The sequence below is a fragment of the Nocardiopsis xinjiangensis YIM 90004 genome, assembly GCF_000341145.1.
Taxonomy (GTDB): domain Bacteria; phylum Actinomycetota; class Actinomycetes; order Streptosporangiales; family Streptosporangiaceae; genus Nocardiopsis; species Nocardiopsis xinjiangensis.
Window position 1 is genome coordinate 218,769 of the sequence record NZ_ANBE01000011.1, and the last position, 18,772, is coordinate 237,540.

The window sequence follows — 18,772 nt, forward strand, 5'->3', positions numbered from 1 at the left end:
TCCCGGCGTTCGACGGCCGAGGCGGGTACACAGGTAACACGAGGGGCGGGGAAGAAGTCCGCCCTCCGGCTGGAGAGGATACGTCGGTGGCAGCGGACGACGAACAGCAGGAGGGGGCGCCCGCGCGCCCGAGCAGCGCACCGCGGGCCCTGCTGTGGACCGCCGCGTCTGTGCCGCTCCCGGGGATCACCCATCTGCGGATGGGGCGGCGCACCGGGGGCACCCTCCTCCTGCTCGCCTACCTGGGCGGGCTGGCTCTGTTGGGGTGGGGCGCCTACGCGCTGGGGGCGGACGAGTCGAACACACTCGCGGCGGTGGCGGGGATGGCGACCTCGAGCCAGTGGCTGTTGCAGGCCATGGCCGTGGTCTTCGTGGCGGCCGTGGTGTGGATCGCGGTGATCGTGCACTCCTGGGTCATCACCCGCCCGCCCGGCGGTTCACGCGGCCTGCGCCTGGGCTCGGGCGCGGTGGTCGCACTGCTGGTGCTGACCATCGCCGTGCCCTCGGCCTACGCGCTGCACGCGGGCTACACGACGTACGAGACCGTCGGTGACGTGTTCGGCGGTGGGGAGGACGGGCTCCCCCACGACGAGGCCGACCCGTGGGACGGCGCCGAGCGCATGAACGTACTGCTGTTGGGGGCCGACTCCGGCGAGAACCGCTACGGGGTGCGTACCGACACCATGATGGTGGCCAGCATCGACGCCGAGACGGGCGACACCGTCCTCGTGGGCCTGCCGCGCAATCTGGAGAACGCGCAGTTCCCCGAGGGCTCCGCGCTGGCCGAGCGTTACCCCGAGCCCTACGGTTTCGACCTGCTGCTCAACGACGTCTACCAGACGGTGGCCGACGAACCCGAGGAGCTGGCCATCAACGACGGGGTGCGCGACCCCGCGGCCCACACCCTCAAGGAAGTCATCGGCCACAACCTGGACCTGGACGTGGAGTACTACGCCATGGTCGACATGATGGGATTCCGCGACCTGATCGACGCCGTGGGCGGGATCGAGGTCCACATCGACGAGCCGATCCCGTACGGCATGCAGGGCAATGTACTGGAGGAGGGCAGTCAGCTCCTCAACGGCTACGAGGCCCTCTGGTACGGGCGTTCGCGCATCGGCTCCGACGACTACGGCCGTATGGGGCGCCAGGGGTGCCTGGTCAAGTACGTGGCCGAGCAGATCGATCCCACGACGCTGCTGACGAGCTACCGGGATCTGGCCGGGGCCACCCAGCGCACGCTGACCACGGACATTCCGCAGTCGAAGGTCCCGGCCTTCGTCGATCTGGCGGAGCAGGTCACCGAGACCGGGTCGATGAGCGCGCTGCAGCTGTCCCCGCCCCAGGTGAGCACCGCCGACCCGGACTGGGGCAAGGTGCAGGACCTGGTCGTGGAGGCCATCGCCGCCGGCTCCGAGAACGGCGACAACGTGCCTGCCGAGCCCGAGAGCGGCGGCCCCTCCGGTGAGGATTCGCAGGAGGGCTCCGAGGAGGCCGGGGACGAGGAAGGCTCCGGCGAGGAGGAGAGCACCGAGTGGCAGGACTACACCGGCCTGGCCGAGCCCTCCCCCGAGGACCCGGGCCGCCAGGTGGGTGCCGAGGCCACCGACCTGGACACGATCTGCCCCTGAGGCCCTGAGGACTGCCCCGGGGCAGGCATGCGAGCCGCGACCACCGCGGTTGGCCGGAACCGGTCGATGGCTTACGTCCCATTGCCGTTCGGACACGGGCGTGTGAGCCTTTCCCGGTGACCGCTGCGCAACTCTGGACCCTGGTCGCACTCGGCGCCTTCCACGGCCTTCACCCCGGCATGGGCTGGCTGTTGGCCGTGACCCGCGGCCTGCAGGAGGGCGGACGCGCGCAGGTCCTGCGTTCCCTGCCGGTGGTCGCGCTCGGGCACGCGGGGGCCGTCGCGGTCGCCGCGGTCGCGATCACCGTGACCGGTTCGATGTCGGCCTCGGTGCTCTTCCCGGTGGTGTGCGGCACGGCGATCGCCCTGTACGGGTTGTGGATGCTGGTGCGACGGCGCCACTACCACTGGCGGGAGATCCGGTTGCCGTTGTGGCAGGTGGGCACGTGGGCGTTCCTGATGTCGTCGGCGCACGGGGCGGGACTGATGGTCTTCCCGGTCATGGCCGGTCGGCTCACGCACGCCCACCACGACCACGGCTCACACGGCACGCACGAGGCACAGGACGGCGGGGCAGGGGCCACGGCCGGGGTGGAGCCCACCACGGCCTCAGAGGGCTCCTGGAGCTTGTGGGACGCGACCGCCACGGGGCTGCTCGCCACCGGGGCGCACACCTTGGCGATGTTGGCCGCGGCGAGCGTGGCAGCGCTGATCGCCTACGACTTCTTCGGCGTGCACGCCCTGCGGTGGCGTGGAGTGACCATGGACCGGATCTGGGCGCTGACCCTGGTGTCGGGCGGCCTGTTCGTCCTGTGGTCGGTCCTGGGACAGTGACCCGGGTGTGATCTGGCCATCAGATTCCGTTTGCCGGAAATCTATGGATCACTTGTTCGTTGTGTCATGGGGAACCCGGGTCGGAGCACCTCCGGCCCGGCCCTGTCTCGTCCGCCCCGGCCCTGACCCAGGGGAACAGGAGTCATGCACAGATCCACCATGCCGCAGCGACGCTGGTACGGCCTCCTCCTCTCGGTCGTGTTCCTCGGCGTGCTCTCCGTGATCGGGGTCCTGGGCACCCGCTGGGCGATCGACCGGGCCGACGTCCCCCTCCCCAGCACACCGTGGGGACCCGAATGCACCGTGACGGTCGGCGAGGAGCAGATCCAGCTCGAGCGCGAACAGGCCCGACGCGCCACCACCGCCGCCGTGGCCGCCGATCAGGGTGAGGACTCCCCCGTCCGGGCCCCCGATACCAGCGATGTGCCCGACGACGCCATGGCCGTGCTGCAGGACGGCCCGGAGGAGGACGCCGGCCCGTCGCTGACCTGCCGCTCCACCAAGAACCCGGATCTGGAGGTGGAGGAGGAGCTGGAACCGTCCGGGCTGACGCCGCGTGCGCAGAACCTCAAGGACGGCATCGAGGAGGTCTACGCCGATCCGAGCCTGGGCGGCTACGAACCCGGCGGCTACGACACCGGCCACGGTGAGGGCTCCGCGCACTACGACGGACGCGCCATCGACGCCTTCTTCCGTCCGGTCAACGAGGAGAACCGGCGTGCGGGCTGGGTGATGGCGCACTGGCTGATCGCCCACGCCCCCGACCACGAGATCGACGTCATCATCTTCGACGACCGGATCTGGAGCACGTACCACCCGTCGATGGGCTGGCGCGACTACGAGGCCGATCCCGACAACGAGATCCTGCGCCACCTCGACCACGTGCACGTGGACGTACAGGCCGGCGACGAGGGCTCCGAGGACGCCTGAGCCGGCCGCACCGGCACGCACGAGGGGACGGGGCCCGGCGGCGCGGACCCGTCCGCCTCGGCGTTGGGCAAGGCTCACTCTTCGAGGCGGAACCCCACCTTCAGACCCACCTGGTAGTGGGCGACCTCGCCCTCCTCTATGTGGCCGCGCACCTCGGTGACCTCGAACCAGTCCAGACTGCGCAGGGTCGCGGAGGCGCGGCTGATCGCGTTGCGGATCGCCTGGTCCACGCCCTCCTGCGAGGTCCCGACGATCTCCGTGACTCGATAGGTGTTGTCGGACATGGCAACCTCTCGTGTCGATCGGTGCAGCCGGCCGCCCCGCCGGCGGCCTCGTTCACCCCCTGCCCCCGCGTCCCGTGGACCACACGGGGACCGAACGCACGCGCGGGACCGAGCAGGAGTTCTTGACCCGGCTTGACCGGGACGTGGAGCCCGACCGGCGCCCACATGACCCGCAGCATCCTCCGTTTGCCCCGGGCACGGCCCCGAATCTGCGCCCATGAAGCGATTTCGGACACGAGGCGGAACGAAATCCCTTGTCCTGGCGGGACTCTCCCGAGACAACGTCGTAACTGACTCTTGACGTACAGAGGGGCACATCGGTGTACATTGGGAACAGCGCTTCGGTCCCCCGTCGGAGCGCGGGGCGATGTTTCGAGCCCCCGTCGGAACATCGCGTGCGGCGCCGGGTGGTTTGCCCCCGTAACCACCCGGCGCCACTTTTTTGTGCACCCGGTACGCTGCAGCCGGTACCGGCGCAGAGGCGTCGGAGCACATTCACCGACACGAGGGGGCCACACGATGAACACCACCGAGCCGCAGTGCTCGCGGCGGGACTGCCGCGCCGGGGCCGAGTGGGCACTCGTGTGGAACAACCCCAAGCTGCACACCCCGGACCGCCGCAAGGTGTGGACGGCCTGCGGCGAGCACCGCGAGTACCTGGCCAACTTCCTGGACATGCGCGGGTTCCTGCGCGAGACCGTGGCCTGGGACGAGTTCGAGGGCTGAGCCCGCCGGTCCGATTGCTGCCGCGCCGGCCCGGGCGGGACCGGCTTCACCACCGGTTGCGGGCGCGGTCCAGCTCCTCGGGGGTGTCGCAATCGGTCACGGCACGGTCGTCGGCGGGACGGACCCGCCGGGGCTCCATGGGGCCGAACAGGCCGCGCAGGGAAGCGCCCTCATAGCTCCGCAGTGCGGTGCGCAGGGCGTCGGTGTGCCAGAGGCCGGTGAGCCACTGGGGGTGTCCGACGGTGTCGGCGTAGACGGCGCCGGGGCCCGGGGCCGCGGCCCTCTCCAAGGCGGCCAGATCGGCCGCGCCCAGATGGGGCAGGTCGGCCGCGAGCAGGGCCGTGTACGGGGCGTGCACACGGGCCAGACCGGCGCGCAGGGCGGGTACGGGGCCGCCGCCGGGGGGATCCTCACGGACGTACTCCGCCGCCGGGCTGGGGCGCTCGGGGCCGACCACGACCACGTGCGTGTCGGGGCGGTGGGTCCGCACGGCCGCCACGACCCTTTCGAGCAGAGTGTGCCCGCCCACGACGAGCCCGGGTTTGTCGGCACCGCCCATCCGGCGGGCCGCCCCTCCGGCGAGGACGACGGCGGCCAGTACGGGCCCGTGCGGATCAGGGTCGGTGCGGTGCATGCTCCCAGCATGGCGCACCTGCCCGGGCACCGTGCCGGGCAGGTGCGCTCTCAACCCTTGACGCAGATCACCTGGCGCAGGTGGGCGACGACCTCGACCAGGTCGGTCTGGGCCGCCATGACCGACTCCAGGTCCTTGTAGGCGCCGGGGATCTCGTCGATGACACCGGTGTCCTTGCGGCACTCCACGCCCCGGGTCTGTTCGAGCAGGTCGCGGCGGGAGAAGGTGCGGCGGGCCTTGTTGCGGCTCATGCGGCGGCCGGCGCCGTGGGAAGCGGAGTTGAACGAGTCCGGGTTGCCCAGCCCGCGGACGATGTAGGTGCCGGTGGCCATGCTTCCGGGGATCACGCCGTACTCGCCCCGGCCCGCGCGGATGGCGCCCTTGCGGGTGACGAGCAGGTCGACACCGTCGTAGGTCTCCTCGGCCACGTAGTTGTGGTGGCAGGAGATCCACTGTTCGAAGGTCGTGTGCGGGATCTGCTCGAGGACGGCGCGGCAGGCCAGGGCCATCATGACGTCCCGGTTGCGCTTGGCGTACTCCTGGGCCCAGAACAGGTCGCGGCGGTAGGCCTCCATCTGCGGGGTCCGGGAGACGAAAACGGCCAGGTCGCGGTCGGGCAGGTCCTGGTTGTGCGGCAGGGAACGGGCCTGCTCGATGTGGTGGGCGGCCAGTTCGTTGCCGATGTTGCGCGAGCCCGAGTGGAGCACGATCCACACCCGCCCGTCGTCGTCCAGGCACACCTCGAGGAAGTGGTTGCCCCCGCCGAGGGTGCCCATCTGGCGATGGGCGCGGTCACGGCGGTGGTGCACGCTCGGGGCCAGGTCCTCGAAGGCCGACCAGAAGCGGTCCCAGTCGCGTTCGTCCAGCAGTGGAAGGGAGGCCGGGTCGACCTCTTCACCGTGCATGTCGAAGCCGACGGGAACGACCGCCTCCAGGGCCGAGCGCACGCGGCGCAGGTCCTCGGGCAGGTCCTCGGCGCGCAGTCCGGTGCGCACCGCGGTCATCCCGCAGCCGATGTCGACGCCGACCGCGGCGGGGCTGACGGCGTCGCGCATGGCGATCACCGACCCCACCGTGGCCCCCTTGCCGAAGTGCACGTCGGGCATGACGGCCAGGCCGTGCACCCAGGGGACCGCGCTGATGTTGCGGAGCTGGCCCATCACCTGATCGTCGACGTCGTCGGGTCCGGCCCACATGCGGATGGGCACGCGGGTGCCGGGCACCTCCTGGTAGGACATCGCCGGTTCACCTCCTCCTGGGTCGGATCATGGACGGCGCGGGTCCGGGGCGCCACCGCACATCGAGCCAGAGTCGGAGGGCAACGGCAACCGGTTTTCCCCGCGCGGAGTCAGCCGGCGCCGGTGAGCGTGTCCTTGTACACGCGCCCGTCCTTGACGATGACGGCCAGGGCGTGGGCGGGATCGGCGAGGATGCTCAGGTCCTGGACGGGATCGCCTTCCACGAGCAGCACGTCGGCCCAGGCGCCGGTGTCGATCACGCCCAGGCGTGCGTCCCGGTAGGGGTCCCGTGCTCCGGCCAGGGCGAAGAGCTCGGCGTTGCCGGAGGTAGCGGTGCGCAGGGCCTCCACGGAGCTGAAGCCGAACTCGGTGTGCAGGCGCACGAACATGTCGATCTGGCGGTGGGCCGCGGCGGGGTCCAGCAGCAGGTCGGTGCCGAAGGCCAGGCGGACGTCGAACCGGCGTGCCCATTCCAGAGTCCGGGCGACTCCGTCGCAGATCTCCTCGTTCTTGGCCCTCGATTCGGGTGAGGCGTAGACGTGGTCGCTCTCCAGGAAAGGCTGGGTACTCAGCCACACATCGTTCTCGGCGAGCAACGCAATGGTCTCCTCGTCGGCCAGATGTCCGTGTTCGATCGAGCGGACCCCGGCCTCGACCGCGCGGCGGACACCTGTGACGTTGTAGACGTGCACGGCCACATAGGTGCCCCAGTCCTGGGCGGCCTGGACAGCGGCACGGAGTTCGTCGCGGGTGTACTGGACCACGTCGAGGGGATCGTAGTTGGAGGCCGCTCCCCCGCCGGCCATGACCTTGATCTGGCTGGCGCCCTTCTTGAGCTGTTCCCGTACAGCGGTCAGCACCTGGGGGCGCCCGTCGGCGATCCTGGTCAAGCCGATGTCCTCGGCTCTGGAAGGCGTGCCGCCCAGAGGCAGCGGGGTTTCATGGACCGCGGAGAAGTCACCGTGTCCGGCGGTCTGGGAGACAGTGGCCTGACTGGGGTAGATGCGTGGCCCCGGAAAGAGCCCTGCGTCGAGGACCTTCTTGAGGGCGCCGGTGTCGCCACCCATGTCGCGCACGGTGGTGAAACCGCGCATGAGCATGCCTGCGGCCTCGGCCAAGGCGTTGTAATACCCCAGTCCGGTGGGCCCCAGCAGCAGTTCGGCCTGTGTGGAACCGATGCCGAACAGGTGCACGTGCGCATCGGTGAGGCCGGGCATGAGGACCCGGCCCTCCGCGTCGATCACACGGGCCTCGGGGTCGGGGCGGGTGGCGGGGTCGGCGATACGGCGGTTCTCGATATAGACGTCGCGGAGCTGCGAGAGCTCCTCGCGCGCACCGTCGAAGACCCGTACGCCACGGAACAGAACGGGTTCGCAAGCCTGTACGGTACTCATCCCGCGCTCCTCACATCGGGCCCGCCGCTCCGGGCGAGGCGAGTCCGAGTGCCATACCCGCACCGGTGTGCTGCCACCCCTGGTCATGAACGCGGACGGGCGCCGAGGCGGTCGGTACCGCCCCGGCGCCCTGAGAGCCGCCGATCGGCTCAGCCGCCGATCGCCGACATGGGCCGGGCCGGCTGCAGGAAGCTGGGGTCGTTGATGCCGTGGCCGGGCAGCTTGGGAGCCACGGCGGCCTTCCAGCGTTCGGCGATCTCCTCGTCGGTGGCGCCCTCGCGCAGCGGGGTGCGCAGGTCCGACTCCTCTCGGGCGAAGAGGCAGTTGCGCACCTGGCCGTCGGCGGTCAGGCGCACGCGGTCGCAGGCCCCGCAGAAGGGGCGGGGGGCCGNNCGTTGACGTGGAAGAGTTCGGCCGGGGCGCTGCCGCGGGTCTCGGCGTCGGCGGGCCGGAGGTCGAATTCGGCCTCCAGCGAGCGCAGGATCTCGTCGGCGGTGATCATGGTGTCGCGGCGCCAGCCGTGCTGGGCGTCCAGCGGCATCTGCTCGATGAAGCGCAGTTCGTAGCCGTGCTCGATACTGAAGCGCAGCAGGTCGGCGGCCTCGTGCTCGTTCATGTCGCGCATGAGGACGGTGTTGACCTTGACCGGGGTGAGCCCGGCCTCGGCTGCTGCGGCCAGACCGTCGAGGACGTCGGACAGGCGGCGCCGCCGGGCGAGCTTCTCGAAGATCTCGGGCTGCAGGGTGTCGAGGGAGACGTTGACGCGGTCGAGGCCGGCCTCGGCCAGGGCCTCGGCGGTGCGTGCCAGTCCGATGGCGTTGGTGGTCAGGGCCGTGCGGGGCCGGGGCCGCAGGGCCGTGGTTCCGGCGAGGATGTTGGGCAGTCCGCGACGCAGGAGGGGTTCACCGCCGGTGAAGCGGACCTCGGTGATGCCGAGCCGGGTGACACCGATGTCGATGAGCCGGAGTAGTTCGTCGTCGGTGAGCAGCTCCGGTTTGGGGAGCCACTCCAGTCCCTCGGGCGGCATGCAGTAGGTGCACCTGAGGTTGCAGCGGTCGGTGAGCGACACTCGAAGGTCGGTCGCCACACGGCCATAGGAGTCGGCCAGCACGGGCGTCCCCTCTCCACGTTGAGCTTTCGGGGGGTCTATACGTGTTTCTACCCACCCGAGCGTTACTCACTGTTTAGCACAAATAATCCCTTTTAACAGTGGGTAACTGATATACGCCATATTGCACGATTCACAGGCGTCAAGGGAACAATAGGGCCTGCTGAGAATTTTGGCGGCGGGTCGATCCCCGATCGTTACGCGCCCGATGCCTCTCCTGCCCTCTAGGCTTCGTTCGGTGGACCGACCTCGGACCATCACACAGATGCTCCCAGACGAGGGAACGGAATGAGGAGGCACAACACGGTGATCACCACACGCGAGTGGGCCGTGGCGGGCGCCCCCGCCGGAACGGCCAAGCTGGCCGCACGGGCCTGGGCCCTTGCCGGGAGCGAACCGACCTGGCTGGCGATCCTGGTGCACGGATACGGAGAACACCTGGGCCGCTACCACGCGGTCGCCGAGGACCTGGTCGCCGCAGGGGCGGTGGTCTACGGAGCCGACCACCGCGGGCACGGCAAGTCCTCGGGCGAGCGGGTCCTCATCGACGACTACAGCGGTGTGGTCGAGGACGTGCACCGGATCGTCTCCCAGGCCCGCACCGCCTACCGCAACCTTCCCCTGGTGCTGATCGGCCACTCGATGGGCGGACTCGTCGCCGCGCGCTACGCCCAGGTCCACCCCGAGGCCGTGCAGGCACTGGTGCTCTCCGGCCCGGTCCTGGGCCGGTGGACCTCCCTGGAACAGATCCAGGCGGCCGAGGAGATCCCCGACACCCCCATCGACCCGGCCGTGCTCTCCCGCGACCCCGCAGTGGGACGGGCCTACGTCGAGGACGAACTGGTCTGGCACGGACCCTTCAAGCGCCCCACCGTCGACGCACTCATGAGGGAGCTGGAGCGCGGGCGCCAGGCGGGTTCGATCGGATCGCTGCCGCTGCTGTGGCTGCACGGCTCCGACGACCAGCTGGTGCCGGTCTCCGACACGGCCATGGGGATCGAGGCGCTGGCCGGTGAGGACGTGAGCGCGCGAATCTTCCCCGGGGGCCGCCACGAGATCTTCAACGAGACCAACCGGGACGAGGTGCTGGCCGAGGTGACCCGCTTCGCCGGCCGGTTCTCGCTTTGAGAAGTCGGGCCGTGCCCGGCTCCGCGCCGGGCGCGGCCGCTCAGACGTAGAGGCGCCCGCGTGGTTGGACGGGATGGTCCAAGGTCTCGCCGTAGGCCGCGGCCAGCCGGTCCACCGCGTCGGCCAGCACATCCGGCGGCTGGGTGTAGGCCAGGCGCAGATGGTGTTCGAGCGTGCCCTCGGAACCGAAGACCGGGCCTGCCGCCGGGTGCACCCCGTGCCGGCCCGCCGTCTCGGCCAGGGCGGTGGCGACCGGCTGGGGCATCGAGGTCCACACCACGAGACCGCCCGGGGGCACGCTGGGACGCCACGTGGGCAGGCGTTCGCGCAGCGCCTCGACCAGCGCGTCGCGGTTGCGGCGCAACTGGCGGCTGCGCTCGGCGCGGATGCGCAGCATGTCGGCCAGCAGGTGTGTGGCCGTGAGCTGGTCGTGCACCGAACCGGTCAGGTCGAAGCGCTGCCGCACCGCCATGAGCCGGGACACCATCGGCGCCGTGGCCCGGATCCACCCCACCCGCAGACCGCCCCACAGGAGTTTGGCGACCGAACCCGCCGTCAGTACGCGTCCGTCGGGGTCGTGGGCGGCCACCGGGGCGGGCAGGTCACCCGAATCGATGCCCAGCTCCGCGACGGACTCGTCGACGAGCAGGTGGGTACCCGCCCGGCGGGCCTCGCGTACCAGCACCCGGCGCTCGTCGTCGTCCATGAGCGCACCGGTCGGGTTCTGAAAGTCCGGGATCATGTAGGCCAGGGCGGGTTTCCACTGGCGGAAGGCCTCCACCAGGTACTCCATGTCCCAGCCCTGCGGGGTCGCGCCGGCGGTGCGGATCCTGGCCCCGTTGCGGCGTACGGCGTCCAGAGCGTGCGGGTAGGTGGGTGATTCCACCAGCACTTGGTCGCCCTGCTGCAGGAGCATGTCCATGACCAGTGTGATCGCCTGCTGGGCCCCGTTGGTGACGAAGATCTGTTCGGGCGCGGTGGGCAGTCCGCGTTCGACGTAGCGCCGGGCGATGGCGTGGCGCAGCTCCGGAAGGCCGTAGGGGTAATAGCCGATCCCGCCGATGTGCGCGGCAAGCTGCTCGGAGGCGTGGAAGGAGGCCTCGCGCAGACCGTCGACGGCCGGCGGCGCGGCCACCCCGAGGTCGATGTGCTCGGTGGTGGGCGCGAAGGGGGTGGGCCCCTTGCCGCCGCTGTCGGGCAGCACGGTCCAGCTCCCCGCCCCCTGCCTGCTGTCGAGGAAACGGTGGTCGCGCAGCCACGCGTAGGCCGCGGTGACGGTGTTGCGGCTGACCCCCAGCGCAGTGGCCAGGTCGCGTTCAGCGGGCAGGCGGGTGTGGGTGGGCACCCGCCCGTCCAGGACCAACCCGCTCACGGCCCGGGCGATCGCGAGATAATAGGGGCGTTCGACGGGAGAAGCACCGATCATTCGTGCGAGGAGTGTGCCGTTGATCCGGCGTGTGCCGCCCCCGGTCCCCGGACGGTCCGTACGCTGCCTCGCCATGTGAGTCCCCCTCACCGGAACCGGAACGGGCCAGTTTCTCGGATTGGCTCTTTTCGTCCGGCCACGTACTGAGCCAGTATACGGAATCGGCTCACCCTAAGGCTTTTCATCCGACCACCCGATCTGTTTTCGATCGATGAAAGGGTCCCCCTTGTCCACACCGTCCCGCCGCCGTTCGGCCCCCGCCCTGGTCCAGGGGCTGTTGATCACCCCCGTTCTGCCGCGGCCCCGGCTGCGCCGCCTCGTGCAGCTCTACGTCGGCCTGTACCTGTACGGGCTCAGCGGGGCCCTGCTGATCCGCTCGGGCCTGGGGGCCACCCCCTGGGACGTACTGCACCAGGGGTTGTCCCTGCAGACGGGGTTGTCGATCGGCACGTGGAGCATCATCGTCGGCGCCCTGCTCATGCTGTTGTGGCTCCCCCTGCGCCAGAAGGCCGGGCTCGGCACACTGAGCAACGTGGTCGTGATCGGGTTGTCGGTGGACCTGTCGCTGTGGTTGCTGCCGACGACCGACCTGTTGCCGCTCCGCCTGTCCCTGCTGGCCCTGGGGGTCCTGGTGTGCGCCGTGGCCACGGGATGCTACATCGGGGTGGGACTCGGCCCGGGCCCCCGTGACGGCCTCATGACCGGCCTGGCCGGGCTCGGTCTCTCGATCCGTCTCGCACGCACGCTCATCGAGGTGACCGTGGCCCTGCTCGGCTTCCTCCTCGGCGGGACCGTGGGGGTGGGCACGGTCGTGTTCATGTTGGCGATCGGCCCCCTGGCGCAGGTGTTCCTGCCGCTGATGCGCATGCCCGAGGCACCGCGGCCCCCGCAGTCGTCGGACCACCAGCCGTCCTGACGGCAGGGACCACCGAGCGGTGACGCCCGGAAAGGTCGAAGACCGCAGTCTCTGGCATACCCCGCCGCATACACGCGCGCCCCGCGCACGTGATGGCCATTGCCCGCTCCGGCAGGGAGGATGAGAGGCGGCGACGACCGGAATCCACGGCCCGGGAGGGTCCTGCCGGGCCGACCTTTTCGGTCGCCCCCTCCTGGGCACATAGTCGGTGAGGCAGTGACGGGTGTGCGTGACGCGACCCGCGACGGCACCGACGTCCCGGTCCCGGACCGGCGGCGGACGCCCAGCGCAGTGACCGTGACGACGTGATGGGGGTGAGCCGCGTGCCCGGACGGATCGAGGACTACGCACTCATCGGCGACATGCAGACCGCCGCTCTGATCGGCCGGGACGGGTCGGTGGACTGGATGTGCCTGCCCGACTTCGATTCCTCTTCGTGCTTCGCCGCCCTGCTCGGCGACGAACAGAACGGATGCTGGACCATGCGCCCGGCCCGGGGCCCGCGTGAGGCCACCCGGCGCGGGTACCGGAGCGAGACGCTCATCATGGAGTCGGAGTGGGACACCGACACCGGTACGGTCCGCGTCATCGACTTCATGCCCCCGCGCGGGGGCGCCCCGCACGTGGTACGCATCGTCGAGGGCGTGAGCGGGTCGGTGCAGATGGAGACCGCCCTGCGGCTGCGCTTCGACCACGGCCACGTGGTGCCGTGGGTACACCGGGCGGGGACCGAGCTCGTCGCCATCGCCGGACCGGACGCCGTGTGGCTGAGCGCCCCCGTGGAACTGTTCGGACACAACTTCACCCACGACGCGGCCTTCACCGTCACCGCGGGCCAGCGGGTGCCCTTCGTGCTGACCTGGCACCCCTCCCAGGTGGAGGAGTCCGACCACCTGGACGCGGAGAAGGCCCTCTCGCGCACCCAACGCTTCTGGAAGGAGTGGGTGGCCCAGTGCTCCTACGAGGGCTCCTACCGCGAGGCGGTCGTGCGCTCCCTGATCACCCTCAAGGCGCTGACCTACCGTCCCACCGGCGGGATCGTGGCCGCTCCCACCACTTCGCTGCCCGAGGAGGTCGGCGGCGTCCGCAACTGGGACTACCGGTACTGCTGGCTGCGGGACGCCACCATCACCCTGGAAGCACTCATCCGCTCCGGCTACCAGGAGGAGGCCCGCGCCTGGCGCGAATGGCTCGTGCGGGCGGTGGCCGGCGAACCCCAACTCATGCAGATCATGTACGGGATCCGGGGTGAGCGGCGGCTGACCGAGTGGGAGGCCGACTGGCTCCCCGGGTACGAGGACTCGCGCCCGGTCCGGATCGGCAACGCGGCCGTGGGCCAGTACCAGCTCGACGTCTACGGCGAGGTCATGGACGTACTGCACCTGGCCCGGCGCCACGGCATCCGCGGCGGCGACCACCTGTGGGGGCTGCAGCGCTCCCTCGTCAACTACCTGGAATGGTGCTGGGACGAACCCGACGAGGGCCTGTGGGAGGTGCGCGGTCCGCGCCAGCACTTCGTGCACTCCAAGGTCATGGCGTGGGTGGCGGCCGACCGGGCGGTGCGCAGCATCGAGGAGTTCCACAAGGAGGGCCCCGTCGAGCGGTGGCGGTCCCTGCGCGACACCATCCACGCCGAGGTCTGCGAGTACGGCTACGACCCCCAGCGCAACACCTTCACCCAGTACTACGGCAGCAAGGAGTTGGACGCCGCCCTCCTGCTGATCCCCGAGGTCGGGTTCCTTCCCTACGACGATCCCCGTGTGGTCGGCACGATCGAGGCGATCCGCGAGGACCTCATGGTGGACGGGTTCGTGCTGCGTTACCGCACCGACCTGGAGAGCTCCGCCGACCAGCTCCCGGGCGAGGAGGGGGCGTTCCTGGCGTGCAGTTTCTGGATGGCCAACGCGCTGCTGGCCATCGGCCGCGAGGACGAGGCGCACGAGCTCTTCGAGCGCCTGCTGTCGCTGCGCAACGACCTCGGGCTGCTCGCCGAGGAGTGGGACCCGCACGCCGAACGCCAGGTCGGCAACTTCCCGCAGGCCTTCAGCCATGTGCCCCTGGTGACCACCGCCCTGAACCTGGCCACCCGGCGCGGGGCATGGCGCGTGGAGTAAACGTCGGCGCACCGCCCCGAACCCCGGGATCCCCGGTTTCGGCGGAGCCGTTTCACCTGGACTCATGCCCTTTACCCGGTCGGATTCGGCATCCGGCCCCACGGGGCGAACCGGCCGCTCTAACGTCGTGGCCATGGGGGACCACGAGACGGGCCGGGGCAGGGCCCGAACGGGGAACGGCCACACACACGAGGAGCAGGGGCAGGGCCACCAGGGCGAGGAGAGGCCCGTGCCCATGCTCACCGCCGCCGAGACCGCCGCACTGCTGGGCGCCTCCACCATGACGGTCTACCGGCTCATCCGCAGAGGAACGCTGACCGCCCTGCGCGTGGGGTCGGTCTACCGGATCCCCGAGCGGGCCGCGCGCAGCTACCTCGACGAGCTGCGCCTCAACCGGGAAGCGCTGCGCCGCGCCTCGAAGCCGTGAGAGGGACCGGGGCGCCCCCGAAAGACCCCGGGCGATGGGCGAATGATCGCCCGAAACGGCCGTGACCACCCGGCTCGGCCGCTAGTGTTCTGGCCATGTCGGACCTGAACAAGATCATGGACAGCGGGTGGGCCGAGGCGCTGGAGCCGGTGGCCCCCGAGATCACCCGCATGGGGGACTTCCTGCGCCACGAGGTCGCCGAGGGACGCACCTACCTGCCGGCGGGCCAGAACGTCCTGCGCGCCTTCCAACTGCCCTTCGAGGACGTGCGGGTGCTCATCGTGGGCCAGGACCCCTATCCCACCCCCGGTAACGCAGTGGGGCTGAGCTTCTCGGTCGCCCCGGACATGAAGCTGCCGGCGAGCCTGCGCAACATCTTCAAGGAGATGCAGGACGACCTGGGCGTACCGATGCCTTCCAACGGCGACCTCACGCCGTGGACGGAACAGGGGGTGCTGCTGCTCAACAGGGTCCTGTCGGTCACCCCCGGCAAACCGGGCTCGCACCGCAACAAGGGCTGGGAGACCGTCACCGACCAGGCGATCCGGGCACTGGCCGAGCGCGACAAGCCCCTGGTGGCGATCCTGTGGGGCCGCGACGCCCGCAACATGCGGCCGCTGATGCCGGGCGTGCCGTGCGTGGAGTCCACGCACCCGAGTCCGATGTCGGCGCGCAACGGCTTCTTCGGTTCCCGCCCCTTCAGCCGTACCAACCGGACGCTGGAGGAGATGGGGGCCGCGCCGGTGGACTGGCAGCTTCCCTGAGACACTGGGGATCCCCGCAGTCCCCGATTCCCCCGACCCCCCGACCGTGGAAGGCGGCCCGTCGCCGTGGCCAAGAAGCTCAGCTATGCGGACGCGTTGAAGGTTCTCGGCAAGAACGACTCGGAGTTGTTGGACTTCGCCGAGAAACTGACGGACGGAGGGTTGGGGGCGTTGGGGGTCCCCAGCCTCTTCGGGCTCCGCGAGCTGCTGGTGGAGAAGGGCCGGGCGGCGCTGGAGGGTATCGGGACCAAGCTCCGCGGCGAGAGCCGGATGAGCCGCACCGAGCAGATCGAGGCGGCGCACCGGATCGTGGTGGTCTTGTCGTTCCTCCAGGCTTGGGAAGAGCACACGGAGAACGAGGGGCCACTGGATCTGTCCGGGGGCTCGGGCGGTCCGCACATGACCGAGGACGAGTTGCAGATCGCTCTCCTGGACGAGATCGATTCCGCGGTCCATCGGTTGCCGATCCCGTCCGTGCTCGTTTCCGGCGACCTGGCGGACGTGGTTCGGGACATCGCAGTGGATCTCACGCAGATCCGAATATTTTGGCGCCCTTCCCTTCTTCCTGGTTTCGAGGAAAGGTACACGGAGAACCTTCTGCGTCTGGCCGCAGAAGTGCCCGAGTTCGCGATGTGGGTGCACGCGGGTGAGCACGAACGCACGCGGAAAGAACTCGAAACAGGGCTCCAGGGCCTCAACGCCGCGCTCGAGGAGATCAGTTCAGGACGGGCGATCGACAACCGGCGGCAGGAACTGTCCGCCGTCTACCGGTCCACGCTCGACCGCAATGTCATCCGTTCCGACGACCTGCCCGAGGGGATACGGCTACCGTCCCTGAGGGAGAGCTACATTCCCCCTCGGGGCCAAGTGGTGGCCGTCGACAGCCCGGACCAGGATCCCTCTTCCGAGGCCTGGTGGGCTCAACAACACGGTTCCCAGGACCTCCAGGGATTCTTCGCCGCCCATCTGCTCCACCCCTACGCCACCGCGTATCCGACCGTCATCCTGGGCCACCCCGGCGCCGGCAAGTCCAAGTTCACCGAGATGCTCGCCGCCCAGCTCCCGGGGCCGGATTTCCTCGCGATCCGCGTCGAACTGCGCAACGTCCAACCCAACTCCCCGATCCACGTGCAGATCGAGGACGGGCTCAAGAGCACACTGCACGAGCACACCTCATGGCGCGAACTCGCCGAATCCGCCGACGGTGCGCTTCCGGTCATCATCCTCGACGGGTTCGACGAACTCCTGCAGGCCACGGGGGTGGACCGCTCCGACTACCTGGAACGGGTCCAGGAGTTCCAGGAGCGCCAGAGGTCCATGGGCCGGCCGGTCGCCGTCATCGTCACCAGCCGGACCGTGGTCGCCGACCGGGCCCGTTTTCCGTTCGGCACGGTCACGGTCCGCCTGGCCCCCTTCTCAGGGGACCAGATCGCCCACATGCTCCAGGTGTGGAACTCCACCAACGGCGCAGAACTCGTGCGTCGCGGCTCGGAACCGCTGACCGCCGACATCCTCCTGCGCTACCGGGAGCTCGCCGAGCAGCCGCTCCTGCTCATGATGCTGCTCATCTACGACTCGGACGGCAACGCCCTGCGCCAGGCCGCAGAGAGCCTCTCCCACGGACAGCTCTACGAGCGGCTGCTGACCCGTTTCGCCGAACGCGAGGTCGAAAAGCACCACGCCTCCCTCACCGACTACACCCTCGATGAGGCGGTGGCCCGGGAACTGCGCCACCTAGAAGTGGCCGCCCTCGCCATGTTCAGCCGACGGCGCCAGAGCGTGAGAGCCGAGGACCTGACTTCCGACCTGGCCGTGCTCATGCCCGAGGCGTTCCGGAGCGAGCACGACACCGATCTGCACGGGCGCATCTCCCCTGCCGACCAGCTCCTCGGCCGTTTCTTCTTCGTGCACGAGGCACGGGCCCAGCGCTCCGGCGGCACCGCGAGCGTCTTCGAGTTCCTGCACGCCACCTTCGGCGAGTACCTGGTGGCCCGCAGCGTGGTCGAGGCCCTGGACGATCTGGTGGACGAGCACGCCGGTGGTTCACGGCGGCGCCGGCGACGCAAGCACAGCGCCCAGCGCATCGACGACGGGGAGCTCTACGCCTACGCCTCCTTCGCCAGCTTCGCGGGACGCCAGAAGGTCGTGGAATTCCTCGCCGAGCTCCTCGGCGAGCGTTTCACCGAAGAACCGGAAGCGCGGGACGAGTACACCGACCTGCTCGTCGATCTGTACCGCGAAGCACCGTTCCCGGCATCCAACCGGTCCTTCACCTCCTACGAACCGACCCGTCTCCCTCTGACACGCCGTGAGGGCAACTACACGAGCAACCTCGTGCTGCTCATGGTGTTGGTCGAGGACGGGCCGGTGGACCTGACCCACCTGCACCGCGACGACGAGGTCCCCGAGCAGGCCTGGCACGCCACGGCCGCCCTGTGGCGGCGTCTACCGGGTTCGGAGTGGGCGGCGATCCTGGCGGCCCTGCGGGTGCGGCACACGGGGATCGGTCTCGACGAGAGCTACAGGATCACCATCGAGCTCGAACGGGGCGAAGAAGTCAACGTCGGCGAGTCGATCGGGTTCTACCTGCTCAGAGAGACAGAGCAAGCGCCTGTGATGATGAACCCGTACGAGGTCACCGTGCCTTTCCCGGGTCCGACCTCGCACATCCTGCGGTCGACAGCGATGCGTGTCACCGGCAGCGCGGCCCGGATGGTGGTGAGCATGCTCCCGTACCTGCACCACGTCTCCCCCGATCTGGGTAACTGGTACGACGGCTCGCATCCGGGCCAGCTCTGGAGCGAGCCGCACGAGCTCCTGCGCCTGTTGCTCTCCTCGGACACCAGTGCCGCTGGTGACCCGAAACGCTTCATCGCCTACCGCCATCTCCTCACGCCGTCACGACTCCTGGGCCGCGCAGAGCTGCTGGCGCTGCGCCAGGCCACCGATGACCTGACCACCCGGTTCAGTGACGGCAGGCACGAGCGGTTGCGTACTCACCTGCGCTCCTACCTGGAACAGCTCTCCGAGGTGCCCGACGGGCACGACACCCAAGAACTCGAATCCGTCCTGGAACGCGCCCGAGCGGTAGCCGACCTCCGACCGGACCCGGCTTGGCTGTCCAAACTGGTCAGCGGCGGGGCCCGCAACCCCTCCCCCGACATCGGTCGCACGGCACCCGAGCCCTACTCCGACGACTTCCGTCCCGGAAGCTGAGAC

The 18,772-nt window shown here is 69.9% G+C and carries 15 protein-coding genes and 1 pseudogene; 10 read left to right on the forward strand and 6 right to left on the reverse strand.

The window, feature by feature from the left end; all coding sequences use genetic code 11:
* Window positions 1-86: 86 nt before the first annotated feature.
* The 3 genes from D473_RS0108185 (at window position 87) to D473_RS0108195 (ending at window position 3,394) form a co-directional block, all read left to right on the forward strand.
* Window positions 87-1,631, forward strand: coding sequence for an LCP family protein (locus D473_RS0108185; protein ID WP_017608590.1), 1,545 nt, complete (start codon window positions 87-89; stop codon window positions 1,629-1,631).
* A gap of 116 nt (window positions 1,632-1,747) precedes the next feature.
* Window positions 1,748-2,464, forward strand: a complete 717-nt coding sequence (locus D473_RS0108190) for a hypothetical protein (RefSeq protein ID WP_017608591.1) — start codon at window positions 1,748-1,750, stop codon at window positions 2,462-2,464.
* A gap of 144 nt (window positions 2,465-2,608) precedes the next feature.
* Complete coding sequence (locus tag D473_RS0108195; protein WP_017608592.1) at window positions 2,609-3,394, forward strand: hypothetical protein; 786 nt, start codon at window positions 2,609-2,611, stop codon at window positions 3,392-3,394.
* A gap of 74 nt (window positions 3,395-3,468) precedes the next feature.
* Here D473_RS0108195 and D473_RS0108200 read toward each other — a convergent pair whose 3' ends face one another.
* The gene (locus D473_RS0108200) at window positions 3,469-3,678 is read right to left on the reverse strand and encodes a dodecin (protein ID WP_017608593.1); all 210 of its coding nucleotides are present in this window, start codon (window positions 3,676-3,678) and stop codon (window positions 3,469-3,471) included.
* A 519-nt stretch (window positions 3,679-4,197) separates the two neighbouring features.
* Here D473_RS0108200 and D473_RS0108205 point away from each other — a divergent pair.
* Entirely contained in the window at window positions 4,198-4,404 is a 207-nt protein-coding gene (locus tag D473_RS0108205; RefSeq protein ID WP_017608594.1) for a hypothetical protein, read from the forward strand.
* Window positions 4,405-4,450: 46 nt separating this feature from the next.
* On the opposite strand, the gene mobA is transcribed toward D473_RS0108205, so the two are convergent.
* The 4 genes and pseudogenes from mobA to moaA all read right to left on the reverse strand — a co-directional run bounded on the left by mobA (window position 4,451) and on the right by moaA (window position 8,781).
* Complete coding sequence (gene mobA / locus D473_RS0108210) at window positions 4,451-5,038, reverse strand: molybdenum cofactor guanylyltransferase (protein ID WP_017608595.1); 588 nt, start codon at window positions 5,036-5,038, stop codon at window positions 4,451-4,453.
* Between the two features lie 50 nt (window positions 5,039-5,088).
* The gene (locus D473_RS0108215; protein WP_017608596.1) at window positions 5,089-6,276 is read right to left on the reverse strand and encodes an RtcB family protein; all 1,188 of its coding nucleotides are present in this window, start codon (window positions 6,274-6,276) and stop codon (window positions 5,089-5,091) included.
* Window positions 6,277-6,386: 110 nt separating this feature from the next.
* Window positions 6,387-7,670, reverse strand: coding sequence for a metal-dependent hydrolase family protein (locus tag D473_RS0108220; protein ID WP_017608597.1), 1,284 nt, complete (start codon window positions 7,668-7,670; stop codon window positions 6,387-6,389).
* Between the two features lie 149 nt (window positions 7,671-7,819).
* Window positions 7,820-8,781: pseudogene (gene moaA, locus D473_RS25605) on the reverse strand (GTP 3',8-cyclase MoaA).
* 303 nt (window positions 8,782-9,084) lie between these two features.
* On the opposite strand from moaA, the gene D473_RS0108230 reads away from it, so the two are divergent.
* Entirely contained in the window at window positions 9,085-9,906 is an 822-nt protein-coding gene (locus D473_RS0108230; RefSeq protein ID WP_026126729.1) for an alpha/beta hydrolase, read from the forward strand.
* 40 nt (window positions 9,907-9,946) lie between these two features.
* Here D473_RS0108230 and yczR read toward each other — a convergent pair whose 3' ends face one another.
* Complete coding sequence (yczR, locus tag D473_RS0108235; RefSeq protein ID WP_017608600.1) at window positions 9,947-11,407, reverse strand: MocR-like transcription factor YczR; 1,461 nt, start codon at window positions 11,405-11,407, stop codon at window positions 9,947-9,949.
* A 151-nt stretch (window positions 11,408-11,558) separates the two neighbouring features.
* On the opposite strand from yczR, the gene yczE reads away from it, so the two are divergent.
* From yczE to D473_RS0108260, 5 genes are all read left to right on the forward strand, one after another.
* A complete protein-coding gene (yczE, locus tag D473_RS0108240; protein ID WP_017608601.1) occupies window positions 11,559-12,248 on the forward strand; it encodes a membrane protein YczE in 690 nt (229 codons plus the stop codon).
* Window positions 12,249-12,556: 308 nt separating this feature from the next.
* Entirely contained in the window at window positions 12,557-14,362 is a 1,806-nt protein-coding gene (locus D473_RS0108245; protein WP_017608602.1) for a glycoside hydrolase family 15 protein, read from the forward strand.
* A 133-nt stretch (window positions 14,363-14,495) separates the two neighbouring features.
* Complete coding sequence (locus tag D473_RS0108250) at window positions 14,496-14,789, forward strand: helix-turn-helix domain-containing protein (protein WP_017608603.1); 294 nt, start codon at window positions 14,496-14,498, stop codon at window positions 14,787-14,789.
* A 95-nt stretch (window positions 14,790-14,884) separates the two neighbouring features.
* The gene (locus D473_RS0108255; protein WP_017608604.1) at window positions 14,885-15,553 is read left to right on the forward strand and encodes a uracil-DNA glycosylase; all 669 of its coding nucleotides are present in this window, start codon (window positions 14,885-14,887) and stop codon (window positions 15,551-15,553) included.
* A 66-nt stretch (window positions 15,554-15,619) separates the two neighbouring features.
* Window positions 15,620-18,769, forward strand: coding sequence for an NACHT domain-containing protein (locus tag D473_RS0108260; RefSeq protein WP_017608605.1), 3,150 nt, complete (start codon window positions 15,620-15,622; stop codon window positions 18,767-18,769).
* Window positions 18,770-18,772: the final 3 nt, after the last annotated feature.

Bases quoted from the DNA above. Each gene is read 5' to 3' on its own strand.
- D473_RS0108195 (WP_017608592.1), top strand. From the start codon at position 2,609: ATGCACAGATCCACCATGCCGCAGCGACGCTGGTACGGCCTCCTCCTC.
- D473_RS0108200 (WP_017608593.1), bottom strand. From the start codon at position 3,678: ATGTCCGACAACACCTATCGAGTCACGGAGATCGTCGGGACCTCGCAG.
- D473_RS0108205 (WP_017608594.1), top strand. From the start codon at position 4,198: ATGAACACCACCGAGCCGCAGTGCTCGCGGCGGGACTGCCGCGCCGGG.
- mobA (WP_017608595.1), bottom strand. From the start codon at position 5,038: ATGCACCGCACCGACCCTGATCCGCACGGGCCCGTACTGGCCGCCGTC.
- D473_RS0108215 (WP_017608596.1), bottom strand. From the start codon at position 6,276: ATGTCCTACCAGGAGGTGCCCGGCACCCGCGTGCCCATCCGCATGTGG.
- D473_RS0108220 (WP_017608597.1), bottom strand. From the start codon at position 7,670: ATGAGTACCGTACAGGCTTGCGAACCCGTTCTGTTCCGTGGCGTACGG.
- yczR (WP_017608600.1), bottom strand. From the start codon at position 11,407: ATGGCGAGGCAGCGTACGGACCGTCCGGGGACCGGGGGCGGCACACGC.
- D473_RS0108245 (WP_017608602.1), top strand. From the start codon at position 12,557: ATGGGGGTGAGCCGCGTGCCCGGACGGATCGAGGACTACGCACTCATC.
- D473_RS0108250 (WP_017608603.1), top strand. From the start codon at position 14,496: ATGGGGGACCACGAGACGGGCCGGGGCAGGGCCCGAACGGGGAACGGC.
- D473_RS0108255 (WP_017608604.1), top strand. From the start codon at position 14,885: ATGTCGGACCTGAACAAGATCATGGACAGCGGGTGGGCCGAGGCGCTG.